The sequence below is a fragment of the Bombilactobacillus sp. ESL1202 genome, from assembly GCF_058107125.1.
This window is the reverse complement of the sequence record NZ_CM176590.1, coordinates 1,123,399-1,138,661: the sequence shown is the minus strand read 5'-3', so window position 1 is coordinate 1,138,661 and position 15,263 is coordinate 1,123,399. Positions and strand designations below refer to the sequence as shown.

Annotated in this window: 16 protein-coding genes; 3 read left to right on the top strand and 13 right to left on the bottom strand. The window is 36.6% G+C overall.

Annotated elements, in window-relative coordinates; all coding sequences use genetic code 11:
- The first annotated feature begins 284 nt into the window (after positions 1–284).
- A complete protein-coding gene (locus AC3B7A_RS05050; protein ID WP_489755049.1) occupies positions 285–605 on the top strand; it encodes a DMT family transporter in 321 nt (106 codons plus the stop codon).
- A 246-nt stretch (positions 606–851) separates the two neighbouring features.
- Here the strand turns inward: AC3B7A_RS05050 and AC3B7A_RS05045 are convergent, their stop codons facing one another.
- The 3 genes from AC3B7A_RS05045 to AC3B7A_RS05035 form a co-directional block, all read right to left on the bottom strand.
- Complete coding sequence (locus tag AC3B7A_RS05045; protein WP_489755048.1) at positions 852–1,796, bottom strand: 3-hydroxyacyl-CoA dehydrogenase family protein; 945 nt, start codon at positions 1,794–1,796, stop codon at positions 852–854.
- 184 nt (positions 1,797–1,980) lie between these two features.
- Complete coding sequence (locus AC3B7A_RS05040; protein ID WP_489755047.1) at positions 1,981–4,389, bottom strand: YhgE/Pip family protein; 2,409 nt, start codon at positions 4,387–4,389, stop codon at positions 1,981–1,983.
- Between the two features lie 26 nt (positions 4,390–4,415).
- A complete protein-coding gene (locus tag AC3B7A_RS05035) occupies positions 4,416–4,979 on the bottom strand; it encodes a TetR/AcrR family transcriptional regulator (RefSeq protein WP_489755046.1) in 564 nt (187 codons plus the stop codon).
- A 138-nt stretch (positions 4,980–5,117) separates the two neighbouring features.
- Here AC3B7A_RS05035 and AC3B7A_RS05030 point away from each other — a divergent pair, with 138 nt between their 5' ends.
- Positions 5,118–5,807: a GTP pyrophosphokinase gene (locus AC3B7A_RS05030; RefSeq protein ID WP_489755045.1), complete on the top strand. Its 690-nt coding sequence runs from the start codon at positions 5,118–5,120 to the stop codon at positions 5,805–5,807.
- 91 nt (positions 5,808–5,898) lie between these two features.
- On the opposite strand, the gene AC3B7A_RS05025 is transcribed toward AC3B7A_RS05030, so the two are convergent.
- The 8 genes from AC3B7A_RS05025 to rsmG all read right to left on the bottom strand — a co-directional run bounded on the left by AC3B7A_RS05025 (position 5,899) and on the right by rsmG (position 12,061).
- Entirely contained in the window at positions 5,899–6,522 is a 624-nt protein-coding gene (locus AC3B7A_RS05025; protein ID WP_489756549.1) for a type 1 glutamine amidotransferase, read from the bottom strand.
- A gap of 202 nt (positions 6,523–6,724) precedes the next feature.
- Positions 6,725–7,486, bottom strand: coding sequence for a DUF1129 domain-containing protein (locus AC3B7A_RS05020; RefSeq protein ID WP_489755044.1), 762 nt, complete (start codon positions 7,484–7,486; stop codon positions 6,725–6,727).
- Between the two features lie 8 nt (positions 7,487–7,494).
- Entirely contained in the window at positions 7,495–8,595 is a 1,101-nt protein-coding gene (gene ychF / locus AC3B7A_RS05015) for a redox-regulated ATPase YchF (RefSeq protein WP_489755043.1), read from the bottom strand.
- A 15-nt stretch (positions 8,596–8,610) separates the two neighbouring features.
- On the bottom strand, positions 8,611–8,862 hold the full coding sequence (locus tag AC3B7A_RS05010) for a DUF951 domain-containing protein (protein ID WP_489755042.1): 252 nt from the start codon (positions 8,860–8,862) through the stop codon (positions 8,611–8,613).
- Between the two features lie 12 nt (positions 8,863–8,874).
- Positions 8,875–9,729, bottom strand: a complete 855-nt coding sequence (locus AC3B7A_RS05005) for a ParB/RepB/Spo0J family partition protein (RefSeq protein WP_489755041.1) — start codon at positions 9,727–9,729, stop codon at positions 8,875–8,877.
- Positions 9,722–10,486, bottom strand: a complete 765-nt coding sequence (locus AC3B7A_RS05000) for a ParA family protein (RefSeq protein ID WP_489755040.1) — start codon at positions 10,484–10,486, stop codon at positions 9,722–9,724. The genes AC3B7A_RS05005 and AC3B7A_RS05000 overlap by 8 nt, the downstream gene beginning before the upstream one ends.
- The gene (gene noc, locus AC3B7A_RS04995) at positions 10,479–11,315 is read right to left on the bottom strand and encodes a nucleoid occlusion protein (RefSeq protein ID WP_489755039.1); all 837 of its coding nucleotides are present in this window, start codon (positions 11,313–11,315) and stop codon (positions 10,479–10,481) included. Before noc ends, AC3B7A_RS05000 begins: the two co-directional genes overlap by 8 nt.
- Positions 11,316–11,344: 29 nt before the next feature.
- Positions 11,345–12,061: a 16S rRNA (guanine(527)-N(7))-methyltransferase RsmG gene (gene rsmG, locus AC3B7A_RS04990; RefSeq protein ID WP_489755038.1), complete on the bottom strand. Its 717-nt coding sequence runs from the start codon at positions 12,059–12,061 to the stop codon at positions 11,345–11,347.
- Positions 12,062–12,237: 176 nt separating this feature from the next.
- Between rsmG and AC3B7A_RS04985 the strand changes: the two genes are divergently transcribed.
- Positions 12,238–12,771 (top strand): GNAT family N-acetyltransferase, encoded by a 534-nt coding sequence (locus AC3B7A_RS04985; protein ID WP_489755037.1) that lies wholly within the window; start codon positions 12,238–12,240, stop codon positions 12,769–12,771.
- Positions 12,772–12,774: 3 nt separating this feature from the next.
- Here AC3B7A_RS04985 and AC3B7A_RS04980 read toward each other — a convergent pair whose 3' ends face one another.
- Positions 12,775–13,737 carry a S66 family peptidase gene (locus AC3B7A_RS04980; protein ID WP_489755036.1) on the bottom strand — a complete coding sequence of 321 codons (963 nt, stop codon included), beginning with the start codon at positions 13,735–13,737 and terminating at the stop codon, positions 12,775–12,777.
- 174 nt (positions 13,738–13,911) lie between these two features.
- Positions 13,912–15,234: a C1 family peptidase gene (locus tag AC3B7A_RS04975; RefSeq protein WP_489755035.1), complete on the bottom strand. Its 1,323-nt coding sequence runs from the start codon at positions 15,232–15,234 to the stop codon at positions 13,912–13,914.
- Positions 15,235–15,263 lie beyond the last annotated feature (29 nt).

Here is a 15,263-nt window from a genome sequence, read left to right as displayed (position 1 = left end):
CGCTACACAGTTATCAAAAAATTTCTTAACCTGTGTAGCCCGCAACTCAAAAAATTACCGGTACTCAGATCAATGATCTAAAGTAAAAGTAATAATATGCGTTACTATTAAATGTCGGGTTTGTGCTAGTTATCATCATCTTTAACACCTTTCATTTAAGTTACATTAAATATTACTTAATAATTAATTAAAAAGCAAGCATTTTTATTAATTATGATTTTAGTTTGCTTTCTCCGTGCAAAATCTTTACTGTATTATTAAACAAACTAGTTGAGGAAAATCTTATGAGTTATCTTTATTTATTTATTGCGGTTATCGGTGAAATTATCGGAACTTCTCTGCTCAAAGCATCCAATGGCTTTACGCAAATAACTGCCACTATTGGCGCCATGATCTCCTACGGAATTTGTTTTTATTGTCTATCTCTTTGTCTCAAAACGATGAATTTAAGCATTGCGTATGCTTTATGGTCCGGTATTGGGATCGTTGCTACCACGCTAATTAGTTATTTCATTTGGCATGAGAGCTTAAATGTGCTGACCATCTTGGGTTTAGCGCTTATTTTATTAGGAATCGTCCTTGTTAATCTTTTCAACGGCCATTAGTATAGACAATTGAAAACAACTCGTACTAGCTAGAATGTTCGTGAAGTAAAGCCAGCTAAAACCGCCTGTTATAGGTAAAAATCGAACGACGTTTCACGTGAAACGTTTTCTACGTAATATTTCAAAAATCTAAGAATAGACGTCTAAAAATTTCAGTTATCCTCAGAATAAATTTTCCAACTTACTTAACTAGCGCCCTATCTAAAAAAGCCGTGTGTTTGGAATAATTCCATTCACTCGACTTTTTTAAATTTGATTTTGATCAAACTTACATTGATGTAATAAAGTTTGATATGAACGTTGTTGCATTTCATCAATCGCCTGTTGATCCCAAGAATAAAAGCCTTGATTGGATTTAATTCCTAGTTGATCGGTCATGACTTTATTTTGGAGAACCCAGTCTGTTTGTTTGGCATCAGACAAATTAGAATATAAATAACTACTCAAACGTTCCAAAACATCCAAGCCAACAACATCTGCTTGTGCCAATGGACCAGCGGTTTGCCAATAACGGGCTAAACCGTATTGAACAATCTTATCTATTGTTTCCGCATCTACAATACCGTGATCAATTAATGATGTTGCCTCACGTAAAAGTGCCATTTCCAAACGTTCACTAATGAATCCGGCATCTTCCGCTGACAAATGTACTGGCTTTTTTTTCATTAACGTCAGCCAATCCATTACTGTTTGAATGACAACATTTAAAGTCAATTGTCCCGACATTAATTCCACTAACGGAATTAAATAAACCGGACTGCCAAAACGTAAACCGATAAAACGTTCAGGATGCTTAAGTTGTTTTTGAATATCAGTCGGACATAAATAAGTGTTACAATCAGCCAAAATAGCCGAAGCACTAACATTTGGTTCTACCTGATTCCAAAAACGACGCTCTGAAATCAGAGTTTGAACATCCGTTGCTAAAACAACATCTGCTTCTGCAAACGCATCAGCAGATAATTCTAACAAATGAATTCGACCAAGGACATCTTTGGTATTTGTATCTAATACTTTTTGATCAACCAACTTCTGTAATTCAGCTGATATTAATCGCATACTAGAAGTTAAAGCAACTTTTGGTGCAACTACATTAACTTGATAGCCAAACCAAGCTAACTGAATAGCTAATGACCGGCCCAATTCGCCAACACCAGCTACACAACATTTTTTGATTTGATTTGCCTTCATCAATTAGCCTCCTAATTAAATAAACAGCAAATAATTAATCAAACCCATATCTTCCCCTTAGTTTCATAATAGTCGTCACCTAAAAATATTTCAAGAAAACATTTACATACTACTACATTTATCATTAATATGTTGTTTTTTTAAACGATAAACATTTTTAATGATTCCATTAGTAAAGAAAAAATTAGTTTTCAACCGCTTGTAGATCTTGGTTATTATCAAGTTGTGACTTACCAGCCAAATGCTTTTTTTGTAAGAAATCCATACTAATATACAATAATGCCAAACTAATGATAATAATTGCTAACAATACAATCACTGTTTGAACAAAGGTATTATATCCTAAACCTGAAGTCAGTGCTTCGCGGAAAGCATTAATAGAATAAGTCATGGGCAAGAATGGATGGATTACGTTATAAAAATGATTGGTAATTGGCATTGGGAACGTACCACCGGAACCACCTAATTGTAGCATTAATAAAACCATCGCTAAAAAGCGGCCTGGATTATCAAATAGCATTGCTAAAAACATAATTAAAAACATTGATGTTAATGAAAACAGAATCGCTACTGTAAAGTATTCACCTAAATGATCAGGTTTTAAACCACCAATTAACATTAAACCAGCATTTAAAACACCCATGGCCACGGCAATTACTGTACCAACAGTAACCTTACTTAAGAACCACTTCCAAGCTGCTTGACCCGTTTGGGAAATTCGACGAATTGGATAGATAAAGTTAAAAACTAAAGCTCCAACATATAAAGCTAACGATAAAACATATGGTGCTAAGGCATGACCATAATTAGGTACGTAGCTATAAGATTGATGTTTGGTGGTTGAAGGTGCAGCAATCATTTTGGCTGTCTTATTAGTCGGCTTAACCTTATTCAAGGTTTGCGCGCCTTCATTTAAAGCTTGTCCTAGTTGACCACTACCTTCTAGTAATTGTTGTGAACCAATAGTTAAAGTGGGACCATTGGCATCTAATTGCTCAGTAGCATTTGCTAATTGTGTAATGCCTGAGCCTAACTGTTGACCACCGGAACTTAATTGATTAATTCCGGTTGTGAGAGCTGGTACGGCTTGATTTAATTGTGATAAACCACTAGCTAATTGATTGGCGCCGCCAGTTAAACCAGTTTGCGTTCCTGTACCGTTTAAAGCACCCTTAATTCCTTGAACACCTGAATTTAATTGATTAATAGCTTGACTAGCACCGGGTAAAACTAAATTAGATGCTTGGGCTAATTGGTGAACACTAGCTTGTAATTGACCAATTTGGCCTTGCATTTGTTGCAATTGTGGTTGTGCTTGTTGAACCGCACGCAGATTAGTACTAATTCCTTGAGTAGCGACACCTGCTACTTGCAAGTTTTGCGCAACACTTTGTAACGAAGATTGCACATTATCAGCACTACCTGTCGTTAATTGCGCTAAACTTTGCTGGACAACTTGGCTTAATGTTCCTTGCTGCTCAGCAGTTAATGCCGGTAAACCTTGATCAACTAAAGCTTGATTGGTTTGGGCAACAATATTTTGAGCGCTAGTATTCGGATCTAAATTCGTAGCAGTCCCACCAACATTTAAACCTGCCAAAGTTTGACTAGCTTGTTGAATATTGCTACCAATCGTCTGCGCTTGACTACCAATACCCGTCAGATTGTTTTGTAAACTATTTAAAACCCCTAGCCCATTAGAGTTAGCCTGCAAACTCTGGTTCAACTGTTGTAGGCCTGAATTAATTTGGGGTAACGCTGCTACTACTTGTTGCAATTGAATTTGTTGATTACCAGAAGCACTAGCACTAACAGCATTTTGCAGCTGAGCTAACCCAGAACTAAGCTGATTGGCTCCATTAGTTAATTGACCAACACTGCCTGATAACGGCTGAACTTGTTGTTCCAGTTGAACTAAACCGTTAGTTAACGGTGATACATTAAGACTTAATGTCTGAACGCCATCATTTACTTGTGAAACGGCAGCTGTATATTGATTTAAACCATCATTTAAAGTAACAGTTCCTGTATTTAATTGACTGGCTCCACTAGCTGCTTGTTGCATGCCGTGATTAATCACGTGTAATCCTGCAAACATCGCTTGAGCATAAGCTTGCGTAACTGCTTCACGAACCTGCGCATTCAATTGGGTCACGCCCATCTTACTAATTACACTACCGATATAATTTAATGAGTCATTTGTTTGATACCGCAATTGCATTTTCTTAGGTTTTTTGTCCAAAGCCGTGGCTGCATGCTTAGAAAAATCTTTGGGAATTGTCACTACTGTATAATACCGCTGATCTTTTAATCCCTTTGCTGCTTGCTTAGCAGAGACAAAACGCCAACCTAATTGATGATTCTTTTTTAATTTTTTAACAGTTTGCGCTCCGACTGCTAACTTTTTACCTTCGTAATGAACTGGCTGGTCCTCATTGACTACAGCCACTGGTAAATTTTTAGTATCACCATAAGGGTCCCAAACGGAACGTAAAAAGAAAATAGAATATAAAAAAGGAATCAACGAAATCGCAATTAAAGAAATCCAAACCATCCGATGACTCCTAATAAACTGCCACTCTTTTTTAATCATAAATAACGAACTGCTCCTTAATAATTTTATTCCACAATTTCATCTAATTGTAATGCTAAAAGTTCTTGAAATGACTCCTGCCGCTGTTGCTTTTGTTTGGGTAAAAAACCCATCATTTCAATGGCAGTAAATCCTAAAACGGAACTAATAAAGGCTTGTACATAGCTATGTGCATGCATATTTTTTAGTTTTACTCCCGCAACCAATTTATCCAAAATTTGCCAATTAAGAGCAGTATTTTGATAAAACAAACTGCTATGATTAAATTTATGAACTTCATAAACTAATTCTACCAATTTGCCATGGCTTTCAAAATAATTATGCGCTACCTCTGCATATTTTTGAAAAGCGGCTTTACCTGATAGTCCAATTAAATTTTCAATAAACACTTGGTATAAACCTAACATAAATTCGGCACCAACTTGATTAATTAAATCGTTCAAATTCTTAAAATAGTTATAAATTGTTTGTGAACGAATATCCAGCTGTTTGGCTATTACAGGAAAAGAAAGGGCGTTAACCCCTTGCTCAAAAATGATTTGTTGCGCACTTTGAATAATTTGATCTCTCGTAATACGTCGATTGACCATTCTCCATCTCCTTATAGTTGTAAAAGCAATTTTACAAGTTGTAATTTTAATATAAAATATTAGTTCTTTCAAGAGCAAAATTCCAGAATTAGTTATTCAAAATAAAAAGTTTTATAATATCAGCTATTGGAGGCTCTCATGATTTTAGAACGTAATAATTTTTTAAGTATTGATCAAATTGAAAACCAGATTAGTTCAGTTTTAATTAAGGATCAAGCCATTGATTTATCTCAACTAGTTAACTTATATATGTTAAGGCGCTCAGCCATTAAAGAAATTGGCACTAAACTAGAAAATTTAGACGACGAGTACTCACTAGTTCATCACCATAATCCCATCAGTTTAATCGAAGAACGAATAAAAAGCCCGACCAGTTTATTTGATAAATTAGATCGAAAAAATTTGCCCTATTCTATTGAAAGCATTAATAAAAACATTTTAGATATTGCTGGTATCCGCGTCATCACTAACTATTTAGATGATATTTTACGTGTGAAAGAGGTTCTAGTTAATCAAGACGATATCCGACTTCTAAAAAGTAAAGATTATCTGAATCATCCCAAACCTAATGGCTATCGTGGTTTTCACATTGTGATTAGCGTGCCTGTCTTTTTAGCTAATCAAACTCATAAAGACATTCCCGTTGAAGTTCAATTGCGAACCAGTGGTATGAATATGTGGTCTAGTTTGGAACATAAATTACATTATAAAAATTTAACTAGTCACCAAAAAGCCGATACCTATCTTGATAAGTTAAGTGATTATTCACAGCGCATCAATGATATTGAAGTCGGGATGCAACAAATTGCCAAAGACTTAGATAAATAAAAAAAGGCCCACTTAATGATCAGACGATCTCCCAAAAGAGCTCAAACTGGGGGAACACCTCTTAGTATTAAGTGGGACTTTTTAATTGTAATTATTTTTTGGTTAAATAATGCAAAATTTGATATAGAGCTTGCCGATTAATAGTCGAGATTTTATGATTAATAATCTCTTGAGCTGATTGATTTAAAACTGATCCTTGCAAATATGAATAATCATTAACCACAATTTCGCGAACATTATTGGCCTTGGGTTCTAAATGAAATTGTAAACCTGCCGCTTGATCGTGCCAAATAAAGCCTTGATTATTTAAATTAGCGTTGGAAAATAATAATTGGGCATCTGGAGGCAAAGTAAACATTTCTTCGTGCCAATGTAAGACAGTCAACTGTTTGGGCAAATTAGTGATCACTGAACTCTGAGCTTGAACGGGTGCCCAACCAACTTCTTTAACGGACGCTTTTTTGACAACTCCACCCAAAACTTTAGCAATTTGTTGAGCGCCAAAACAAACTCCAAACAGCGGAACTTTGTAGTTGAGTAATTGTTTAATCAATGCTCGCTCTTGTAAAATCCACGCTTCATTATCATTAGGACTCATCGGACCACCTAAAATGACCAACAAATCTGTAGTTTCAGCTTTTGGTAACTGACCAAATTGATAGGGATGATAAATATAACTCTCATAATCATTTTCTGATAACCAATCTAAAATCATTCCCGGTCCTTCATTCGGTGTATGTTGCAGAATATTAGCTCGCTTCTTCACTACTGCTACTTCCTTTTATACCTTATTTTTAAAGCCTACGGCAATTTTTGATTGGTTTCGCCTGCAATTACCAAGATTTCTTAAAATTAGTATAACATTAAATTTAATTTAAAATATAAAAAAACGAGGTGGCAACAACCTCGTCAATAATTTATTTACCTGTAAAAGAACTAAAGGTAATGTGATAATACTTTCGAAAAGCCCAACGGCCACCAAAGGCCACAACTGCAATGAGAATCTCTGCCCAAGCTGGTAAAATCGGATTGAGGAATGGTGGCAACATAACCGTAAACATCCAAACGATAAACATTAGTAACAAACCAACAATGACAATCAACATCGTTTTCCAAAATGGTTCTCGTTGCTTTTTATCGACCAACATTCGTTTGTTTAACCAACCAAATAAAATTCCCCACACAATAGCAATCAATAAAATTGAAAAAATTCCACTTTGATTATCCCGACTCGGATGTTTAATAAATAAACTCATCACCCCGTACATAATAGCAAAAATAGCAATAAACAAAAGGGAATTATCAATCGCCATTTGCCAAGTAGGCGTATTAGATGCTGTTGCAACTGGTGCTTTTTTATTAACTAAGGAATCAATTTTAGCCGTTACGGGACCATATAATTGACGTGCCGGAATACCCTTAACCTGATTATCTAAAACTTCCTGTAACAAATCATCAACCATTGTTTGTGCTTGTTGTGGTGTTTTTTGCTGCTCGACCAAGCCTTTTTGCAATCTAAATAAGTAATCTTCATTTTTATTACTTAACTTTTGCCGCAATTGTTGTGGCGTAGCTGTTTTTATTTGTTCTGCGACTTCCATTTGGTGCTCTCGTTTTTGCGCTCGCTGTTTGGTTTGTTGCTGTTGTTGTGCTTGAGCATTTTTATCTCTGGGATCCATATTTACTCCTAAACATTAAATCGAAATTCAATAATATCGCCATCTTGAACAACGTAATCTTTGCCTTCTAAACGTAACTTGCCGGCTTCTTTAACTGCATGCATACTGCCATATTGATCTAAATCAGAAAAAGAAACAGTTTCTGCTTTGATGAAGCCCCGTTCAAAGTCTGAATGAATAACACCAGCAACTTGTGGAGCTTTCATTCCTTGCTTAAAGGTCCAAGCTCGTGTTTCTGGACCACCAGCTGTAAAGAAGGTTGCTAAGCCTAATAAATGATAGCTAGCTCTAATCAAACGATCCAAGCCAGATTCTTTAACACCTTCAGCTTCCAAAAATACTTGCCGTTCATCATCAGCTAATTCAGCAATTTCTTCTTCTGTTTTCGCCGAAATGCCAATAACTTCCGCGTTTTCCTTAGCAGCATAATCAGCAACTTGTTGATAATACTGGGACTGCGTCGGATCAGCCATATCATCTTCGGCAATATTAGCAACATATAAAACTGGTTTAGCTGTTAATAAAAATAGTCCTTTAACAATAAGTTGTTCTTCATCATTGAAATCAATGCTACGCACAGCCCCGCCAGCTTCGAGCACTGGTTTGATTTTTTGTAAAACAGCTAATTCAGCGACAGCTTCTTTATCCTTGGTTCGAGCTACTTTTTCCACTTTAGAAAAACGTTTATTGACACTATCTAAATCCGCAATACTCAATTCCAAATTAATGGTTTCAATATCATCTAGTGGGTCAATCTTACCATTAACGTGTGTAATATTATCGTCAGCAAAAGCTCTGACCACATGAACAATCGCATCCACTTGGCGAATGTTTTCCAAGAACTTATTTCCCAGACCTTCACCTTGACTGGCACCCTTGACAATCCCTGCAATGTCGGTAAATTCAAACGTCGTGTGTACGATCTTTTTAGCGGGAATCAATTCGTCAATTCGTTTCAATCGTGAATCAGGAACTTCAACCATGCCAACGTTTGGATCGATTGTTGCAAATGGATAATTAGCCATTTCTGCTCCTGCTTTAGTAATTGCGTTAAACAAAGTCGATTTACCAACATTGGGCAAACCGACAATTCCTGCTGTTAAAGCCATATTTTTAACTCCTTGTTAGTTTAATTGATTAGGTAATTTCAGTTTATCTGGTAGTAAATAAAACGTTTCTTGTTCCGGTTTAACCTCATGACGTTGAGTACTAACTTTTTTCATTTTTTTATTAAATTCGGCACGGGACATCATTACCTGATGACCACAACCTAAACAATGAATTTTAATATCAGCCCCCAAACGCACTACTTCCCAACGATTATGGCCGCAGGCATGTGGCTTTTTCATCATGACAATATCACCAATTTGATACATGTCAAACCTCCATTAATCAATCGAAATGTGTAACAAATCTAAAATGCGGTTTAAATCTTTAGTTGAAGAAAAATCAATTTGGATTTTCCCCTTACCATTTTTACCATCAGTCACTTTCACACTGGTACCAAATTTATCCACCAATTGTTCTTCTGTTGCTCGAATAAACGGTGATTTAGTGACTTTCTTTTTAGTCTTAACTGGTTGATTAGCCATTGCTTCCAATTGACGGACAGTTAAGCCTTGTTGCACCGCCATTTTAGCAATTTGATCAATTTTTTGAGGATCTTTAAAAGTCAACAACGTTCGCGCCTGTGCCATCGTTAAACATCCTGCAATTAAGTATTGTTTAGTCTGCTGGGGCAAACTTAATAAACGTAAATAATTAGCAATGTACGGACGACTTTTACCTAAGCGCTCTGAAACTTGCTCTTGCGTCAAATGTAACTTTTCAATTAGTGTTTGATAAGCTTGGGCTTCTTCAATGGGGTTTAAATCTTCACGCTGCAAGTTTTCTAAAACCCCAATTTCCATCATTTGACTCTCGTCTAATTGCCGAATAATTGCTGGAATAGTTTGCTTTTTCGCAATTTTACTAGCCCGAAAACGACGCTCACCAACCACAATTTGGTAGCCATTGACACTTTTACGAACAACGATTGGTTGAAAGACGCCATTCTCTTTAATGGATTGCGCCAAATCTTCTAAGGCATCTTGATCAAAACTTTTTCGAGGTTGGTAAGGATTAGGTCGAATTTCATCTAACGGGATCTCCACAACATTTTCCGAACTAATTTCATCTTTTTCAAAGTCCGAAAAAATAGCATCAATTCCCCGACCTAACCCACTTCTTTTTTTATCAGGCATCGGCGTTCATAACCTCCTTAGCTAACTGTAAGTACATTTCTGCTCCACGCGATTTGCGATCAAAATCAATAATCGGTAAACCATAACTAGGAGCCTCGGCTAAACGTGTATTGCGCGGAATAATCGTTTGATAAACATGGTCACCGAAATAACTTTGCACTTCAGTAACTACTTGCGTACCCAAATTGGTACGCGCATCAAACATCGTTAATAGCACACCTTCAATCGCTAGATCAGGATTAAAGTGCTTTTGTACTAAGCGAATGGTATTTAATAATTGACTCAACCCTTCCAAAGCGTAGTATTCACTTTGCACTGGAATAATAATTGAATTACTGGCAGTAAAAGCATTAATTGATAATTGTCCCAAAGACGGCGGACAATCAATTAAAATATAATCATAATCATTAGCCACTGAACCAATTGCTTCTTTGAGTCGGGTTTCACGCGCCATCATCGACGTCAATTCCATCTCTGCTCCCGCTAATTGAATGGTGGCTGGAACTATGTCCAAATACTTTCTTTGTGTATGCATAATTGTATCTTTCAAAGGCATTTCATTAATAATAACATCATAAATATCTTGTGTGACATCAACTTTTTTGATACCCAAACCACTAGTTGCATTACCTTGAGGGTCAATATCAATTACTAAAACTCTTTGAGCTAATTCAGATAAACAAGCACCTAGGTTAATGGTCGTCGTTGTCTTGCCAACACCACCTTTTTGATTGGCGAGTGAAATTACTTTAACCATGCTTGTTCTCCTTTTTAATTGTAATAATCATTTGGTATTCTTGTTCATTATCAACTTCTTGAAACTTAAACTGTGCCCCATTTTTTTGCGCTAATTTAACTGAATCACGGACTGTATTAATTGATAATTTAGTGTTTTTAGAAGGCAAAGCGCGAATATGACGCTGAGGCTTCTTGGTTTTTTCTTGCGGATTTAGCAGCCCTTGAACTAATTTCTCGGTTTGTTGAACAGTTAAATTTTGTTTTTTTATTTTGGCTAAAATTTGTTCTTGTTGCTGGTCGGTCAATTTTAACAAAGCCCGACCATGACGTTGCGAAATTTGTTTTTGCGCAATAGCGGTTCTAACTACTGCCGTCAAATTCAATAACCGAATTTTATTAGCAATGTATGATTGACTCTTGCCCAATTTTTTAGCTAATTCTTGTTGGGTTAAATCATTCATTGCCATCAAATTACGGTAGGCTTGCGCTTCCTCTAACGGATTGAGATCTTGGCGTTGCAAATTTTCAATCACCGCTAAAGAAGCGGCCTGATTGTCATCGTAATTACGAATAATAGCAGGAGCTTTATCCCACTGCAAACTATTCATAGCACGCAAACGCCGTTCACCAGCAATCAGTTCGTATTTTTGGTCAGCCAACGGTCGTACCACAATCGGTTGTAACAAACCATTAGCTTGAATGGACTGTGCTAATTCCAAAATTTGATCAGCATCAAATTCCTGCCGCGGTTGAAACTGATTAACGGTAATTTGCTTCAATGAAATTTCTTGGATCTGGTCCGTTTTGGCAGGGCTATTTTTATCTTTAAAGTGTTCCCAAAATGACACTCCATACTCCTCCTAATTCAAACACTACGCTATAACGGCTTCTTGGCTGGAGTTCCGGGCTTACGAGGATATTTTTTTGGTGTAACTTTATTTTTAGTAATCAATAAAATTTCCCGTTCTCCAGCTTGTTCTGGCAACTGCCATTGTTGTTGACTTTGCACTTGACCGCCTAAGATTGCCAGCGCGGTTTGTGCTTGTTCCAGTTCATTTTGAGCTTGTTGTGATTTTAAAGCAATAAAAGTCCCCTGCAATTTAACAACCGGTAAGCAAAGTTCTAAGAGTGTCGGTAATTTAGCTACCGCACGAGCAGTTACAAAATCAAATTGTTCACGATAAATTTTTTGTTGTCCAAATTCTTCAGCCCGCGCATGAATTAATTGCACCTGCGATAAATTTAATTGATGCACAACCTGTTCTAAAAAATTAATTCGCTTTTGTAAAGAATCCACAATTGTTAACTGCAATTTTGGATTAGCGATTTTCAATACAATGCCCGGAAAGCCTGCTCCGGATCCAATGTCCGCCAAACTGACAGCCGTTTGTAATTGGGGCTGAACAAATAAGGGAATCAGTGAATCGTAAAAGTGCTTCACATAGATTTCTGCTGGTTCTGTAATACTAGTTAAATTCATAACTCGATTAGTTTGAATTAGTAACTCGAGGTATAAATTAAATTGTTCCATCTGGTGCTCGGACAGTTGTACGCCTTGTTCTTTAACAGCCTGTTGAAATTCTTGGGGATTCATGTAAACTCCTTACGTGAAACAAAAAATTATGTTTCACAATTAATCCTATCTTAATTACTTAATAAACGCAATAACTGACTACTATTATACATGTTTTTTTCCGAGGCATTATAGTAAAATCTAAGGTAAAACTTTCAGAAACAGTTAAAATTTAAATATCAGAGCAATTCATAAAAATGAATGAGGAAATCATCATGTTACCTTACTTACGTTTAGCACAAAAATCCGATTTACCACAAATATTAAACATTATTCATATCGCCCAAGCCTTACTAAAACACGAACAGATTGACCAATGGCAAGATGGTCATCCCAATATTACACAAATTACCAATGATATTTTACACAAACAAAGTTTTGTCTTATGTCGCCAACAAGAAATCGTCGCCACTGCTGCTTTAATTTTAGGGCCAGAAATTAGTTATCAAACATTGTCTGCCAAACATTATCAAAGTCATGCACCGTATGCAGTAATCCACCGTTTTAGTGTCAATGCTAAGCTCAGTGGTCAACATCTAGGTCGCTATCTAATGTCTAATTTAATCACACAGGCAGTCCAACAAGGCTTCCGCAATTTAAGAATTGATACGCACCCCCAGAATTTGCGCATGCAACATTTAATTACGCAAACTGGTTTTCAAAAGCGCGGCAGTATTGAGCTATTGACCGGTGATCATGCCAAACGATTTGTCTATGAGCTAAATTTGTAAAATTTAAGCTTCAAGATTGAAAGTAACTTGACCTTTTTGCGCATCAATTGTAGCCATAGTTCCTAAGACCGTTGGCAACATTGGAACTGTATGACAGCTATCATAATCGTAAATAATCGGTAATTGCGGATTATTTATAACTTCTTGCAAAATCTCAATTGGCAGCCGATTAGTTTGCTGATCATCAAACAAGGCATGCTTGCCCAAAATGATGCCATTAACTATTTCAAAAATTCCAGCTGCTTTCAGGTGAGCAAAACTCCGTTCAATGGTTGTCGCATCTTTTTCCGCATCTTCAATGAATAACAAATCGCCGGCTTTAATTTGCGGAAAATACTCCGTACCAAAAATTCCCGCCATTGTATTTAAATTACCACCCATCAGCCGCCCGGTTAACTTGGGTTGAACGGTATAATGCCACTGATTATTCTGCCGTTTTTTGGGACGCTGAAACTCTTCCCAATTCAAAGCCTCATCACTCCAAAATGGATGTTTTTGTAGAGTTACTGTTTTTGTTTCTGTCAAAACCTGTAATAAATCATGCCACATATAATCGATGTATGGGGGCCACTCACCAAAAGAAGCTACTACCGCCGGTCCATAAATCACTCGACAATTGGGAGCCTTTTTTTGGATAGCTAACAATAAAGCCGTAGTATCAGAATAACCAATAATCGTTTTCGGATGTTGATTTAAATAAGAAAAATCAACATAAGGTAAAATTGAATTAGTATTATTGCCCCCAATGGCCGCCATTAACACCGACAAATCCGCTTGATGAATGAGTTCGTTTAGTTCTTGGGCTCGTTCTTGAATAGATCCCGAACGATAGTAATCACTTTGACCGGTTAACTTGCCTGGAACAACTTCGACTTTTTGTTGCCTTAAATATTTAATTGCCCGTTGATAGCGTTTAGGTGATAAGGCACTAATCGGCGTTGAAGCGGAAAACATTCCGATTTTCATAATCAAATACCCCTTCTCAATTCCAATTAAATCAAAAAGACACAGTTCAAAGGCTGTTGCTGCGGCTAAAGCAATTAGTTAACGCCCGTCTTCTATACTAAAATCAAACGAACATTAACAAATCCTTGTTTACCGTTTCTCAATCAGCCATTATGCTGTGTCTTTTATTATTTTTTAAGCTAATGGATCCCAAGCTGGCACTAAAATTGGATCTTGTTGCCATTGCTGTTGTTCAACTGGCGTTAAAAATTCTTTTTGAATAATCACTTCATAAACATAGTCACTGAACCATTGATCATCCATCACAAAATAACCTTTGGTTCCTACCTGTTCACCCCAAGAATTTTCAACTTTCCATTTTAATGGCTGATTGTTTTCATCTAAGTCAACACCTGTGAAAACCATGGCATGTGACATTTGTGCCTGCCGTGTATCTAAACGTTGCTCTTTAGTCATCTGCAAATTAAGATCTAACAAAGCTTGATATTGATACAAATTACCTGCTAATAAACCTTGTTGCCGATTAGATTGGGCACCAACATCATTACCAAACCACACAGTATCGCCTGCCTGCAATTGTTGAATAGTCAATTGTTTTAACCGCTCAATTGGTAGATTAAGATCTTTTTGTTGGGGTGCACCAATCATATTAGTATCATCTTTCAAATGATACGTACGCCCGTAAGGCTTCTCGTTTTGTGGTGCATTCAATAACGAAACATAATTTTCAAAAGGATACGCACAATATTGACTAGCAAATTGTTGCGGTGTTAGATTAGTTGCTTGAATTAATTCACCGCTATCCGTCTTTAACTCTAAATCAAATTTTACCGGTGGTTGCCCAAAACAAAGGACACAAATCCGATAAACTTCACTTAACTTTTGTTGAACCATTTGCGTTAATCTTTCTTCTTTGACTTGCTCTTGAACTAATGACCGCAACAAAATTGCATCTTTGCGTAATTTAGTATTTAAAACTTGGGAAAATTCTTGCGTGTGTTCTGAATTATAAGTCTCGGGCATCACATACTTAGGCACTACCCCATACTTATGTACCAAATTATAACCATAATTCCAGCGGCCACCATCTTCATCAGGGCCAGCTAGTAATTGAGCTACCAACCGGTCAGTCAAAGGTTTTGTGGCTGTCTTAATGATCTGTTGATAAAAAACGTTCGCTTTTTCTAGCCGATCATAAAACGACAAATAATTCTGTGATAATTCAAAATCCTTAATTTGATACTGGGTTGCAAATTTAGTTCGTAAAGTTGTTAACGTTGAGAACAGCCAGCAACGACCGGATTTTTTTTGATTAGAAACTTTTCCGGTTGCTACTTCAACATTAAATTCAGGATTTAACAAACGCGTTTTATTCGGGTCTTGCGTAGCTTTATTAAAGCCATTATTCTGCACCAATGATGCTTTAATTGCAGCAGCTGGTTGCCGTTTTAAATCAGCACGAAATTGCTGTAATTGTTGTTGATCAATTGCTTTCAAACTTATTCACTCCTAGACTTTTCTTATCA

Excerpts from the sequence above, each read along its gene's own strand:
- AC3B7A_RS05045 (WP_489755048.1), bottom strand. The coding sequence starts at position 1,796 with ATGAAGGCAAATCAAATCAAAAAATGTTGTGTAGCTGGTGTTGGCGAA.
- AC3B7A_RS05035 (WP_489755046.1), bottom strand. The coding sequence starts at position 4,979 with ATGGTCAATCGACGTATTACGAGAGATCAAATTATTCAAAGTGCGCAA.
- AC3B7A_RS05005 (WP_489755041.1), bottom strand. The coding sequence starts at position 9,729 with ATGCCTGATAAAAAAAGAAGTGGGTTAGGTCGGGGAATTGATGCTATT.
- AC3B7A_RS05030 (WP_489755045.1), top strand. The coding sequence starts at position 5,118 with ATGATTTTAGAACGTAATAATTTTTTAAGTATTGATCAAATTGAAAAC.
- AC3B7A_RS05025 (WP_489756549.1), bottom strand. The coding sequence starts at position 6,522 with ATGATTTTAGATTGGTTATCAGAAAATGATTATGAGAGTTATATTTAT.
- ychF (WP_489755043.1), bottom strand. The coding sequence starts at position 8,595 with ATGGCTTTAACAGCAGGAATTGTCGGTTTGCCCAATGTTGGTAAATCG.
- AC3B7A_RS05050 (WP_489755049.1), top strand. The coding sequence starts at position 285 with ATGAGTTATCTTTATTTATTTATTGCGGTTATCGGTGAAATTATCGGA.
- AC3B7A_RS04980 (WP_489755036.1), bottom strand. The coding sequence starts at position 13,737 with ATGAAAATCGGAATGTTTTCCGCTTCAACGCCGATTAGTGCCTTATCA.
- AC3B7A_RS05020 (WP_489755044.1), bottom strand. The coding sequence starts at position 7,486 with ATGGATCCCAGAGATAAAAATGCTCAAGCACAACAACAGCAACAAACC.
- AC3B7A_RS05040 (WP_489755047.1), bottom strand. The coding sequence starts at position 4,389 with ATGATTAAAAAAGAGTGGCAGTTTATTAGGAGTCATCGGATGGTTTGG.
- AC3B7A_RS05010 (WP_489755042.1), bottom strand. The coding sequence starts at position 8,862 with ATGTATCAAATTGGTGATATTGTCATGATGAAAAAGCCACATGCCTGC.
- AC3B7A_RS05000 (WP_489755040.1), bottom strand. The coding sequence starts at position 10,486 with ATGGTTAAAGTAATTTCACTCGCCAATCAAAAAGGTGGTGTTGGCAAG.
- rsmG (WP_489755038.1), bottom strand. The coding sequence starts at position 12,061 with ATGAATCCCCAAGAATTTCAACAGGCTGTTAAAGAACAAGGCGTACAA.
- AC3B7A_RS04985 (WP_489755037.1), top strand. The coding sequence starts at position 12,238 with ATGAATGAGGAAATCATCATGTTACCTTACTTACGTTTAGCACAAAAA.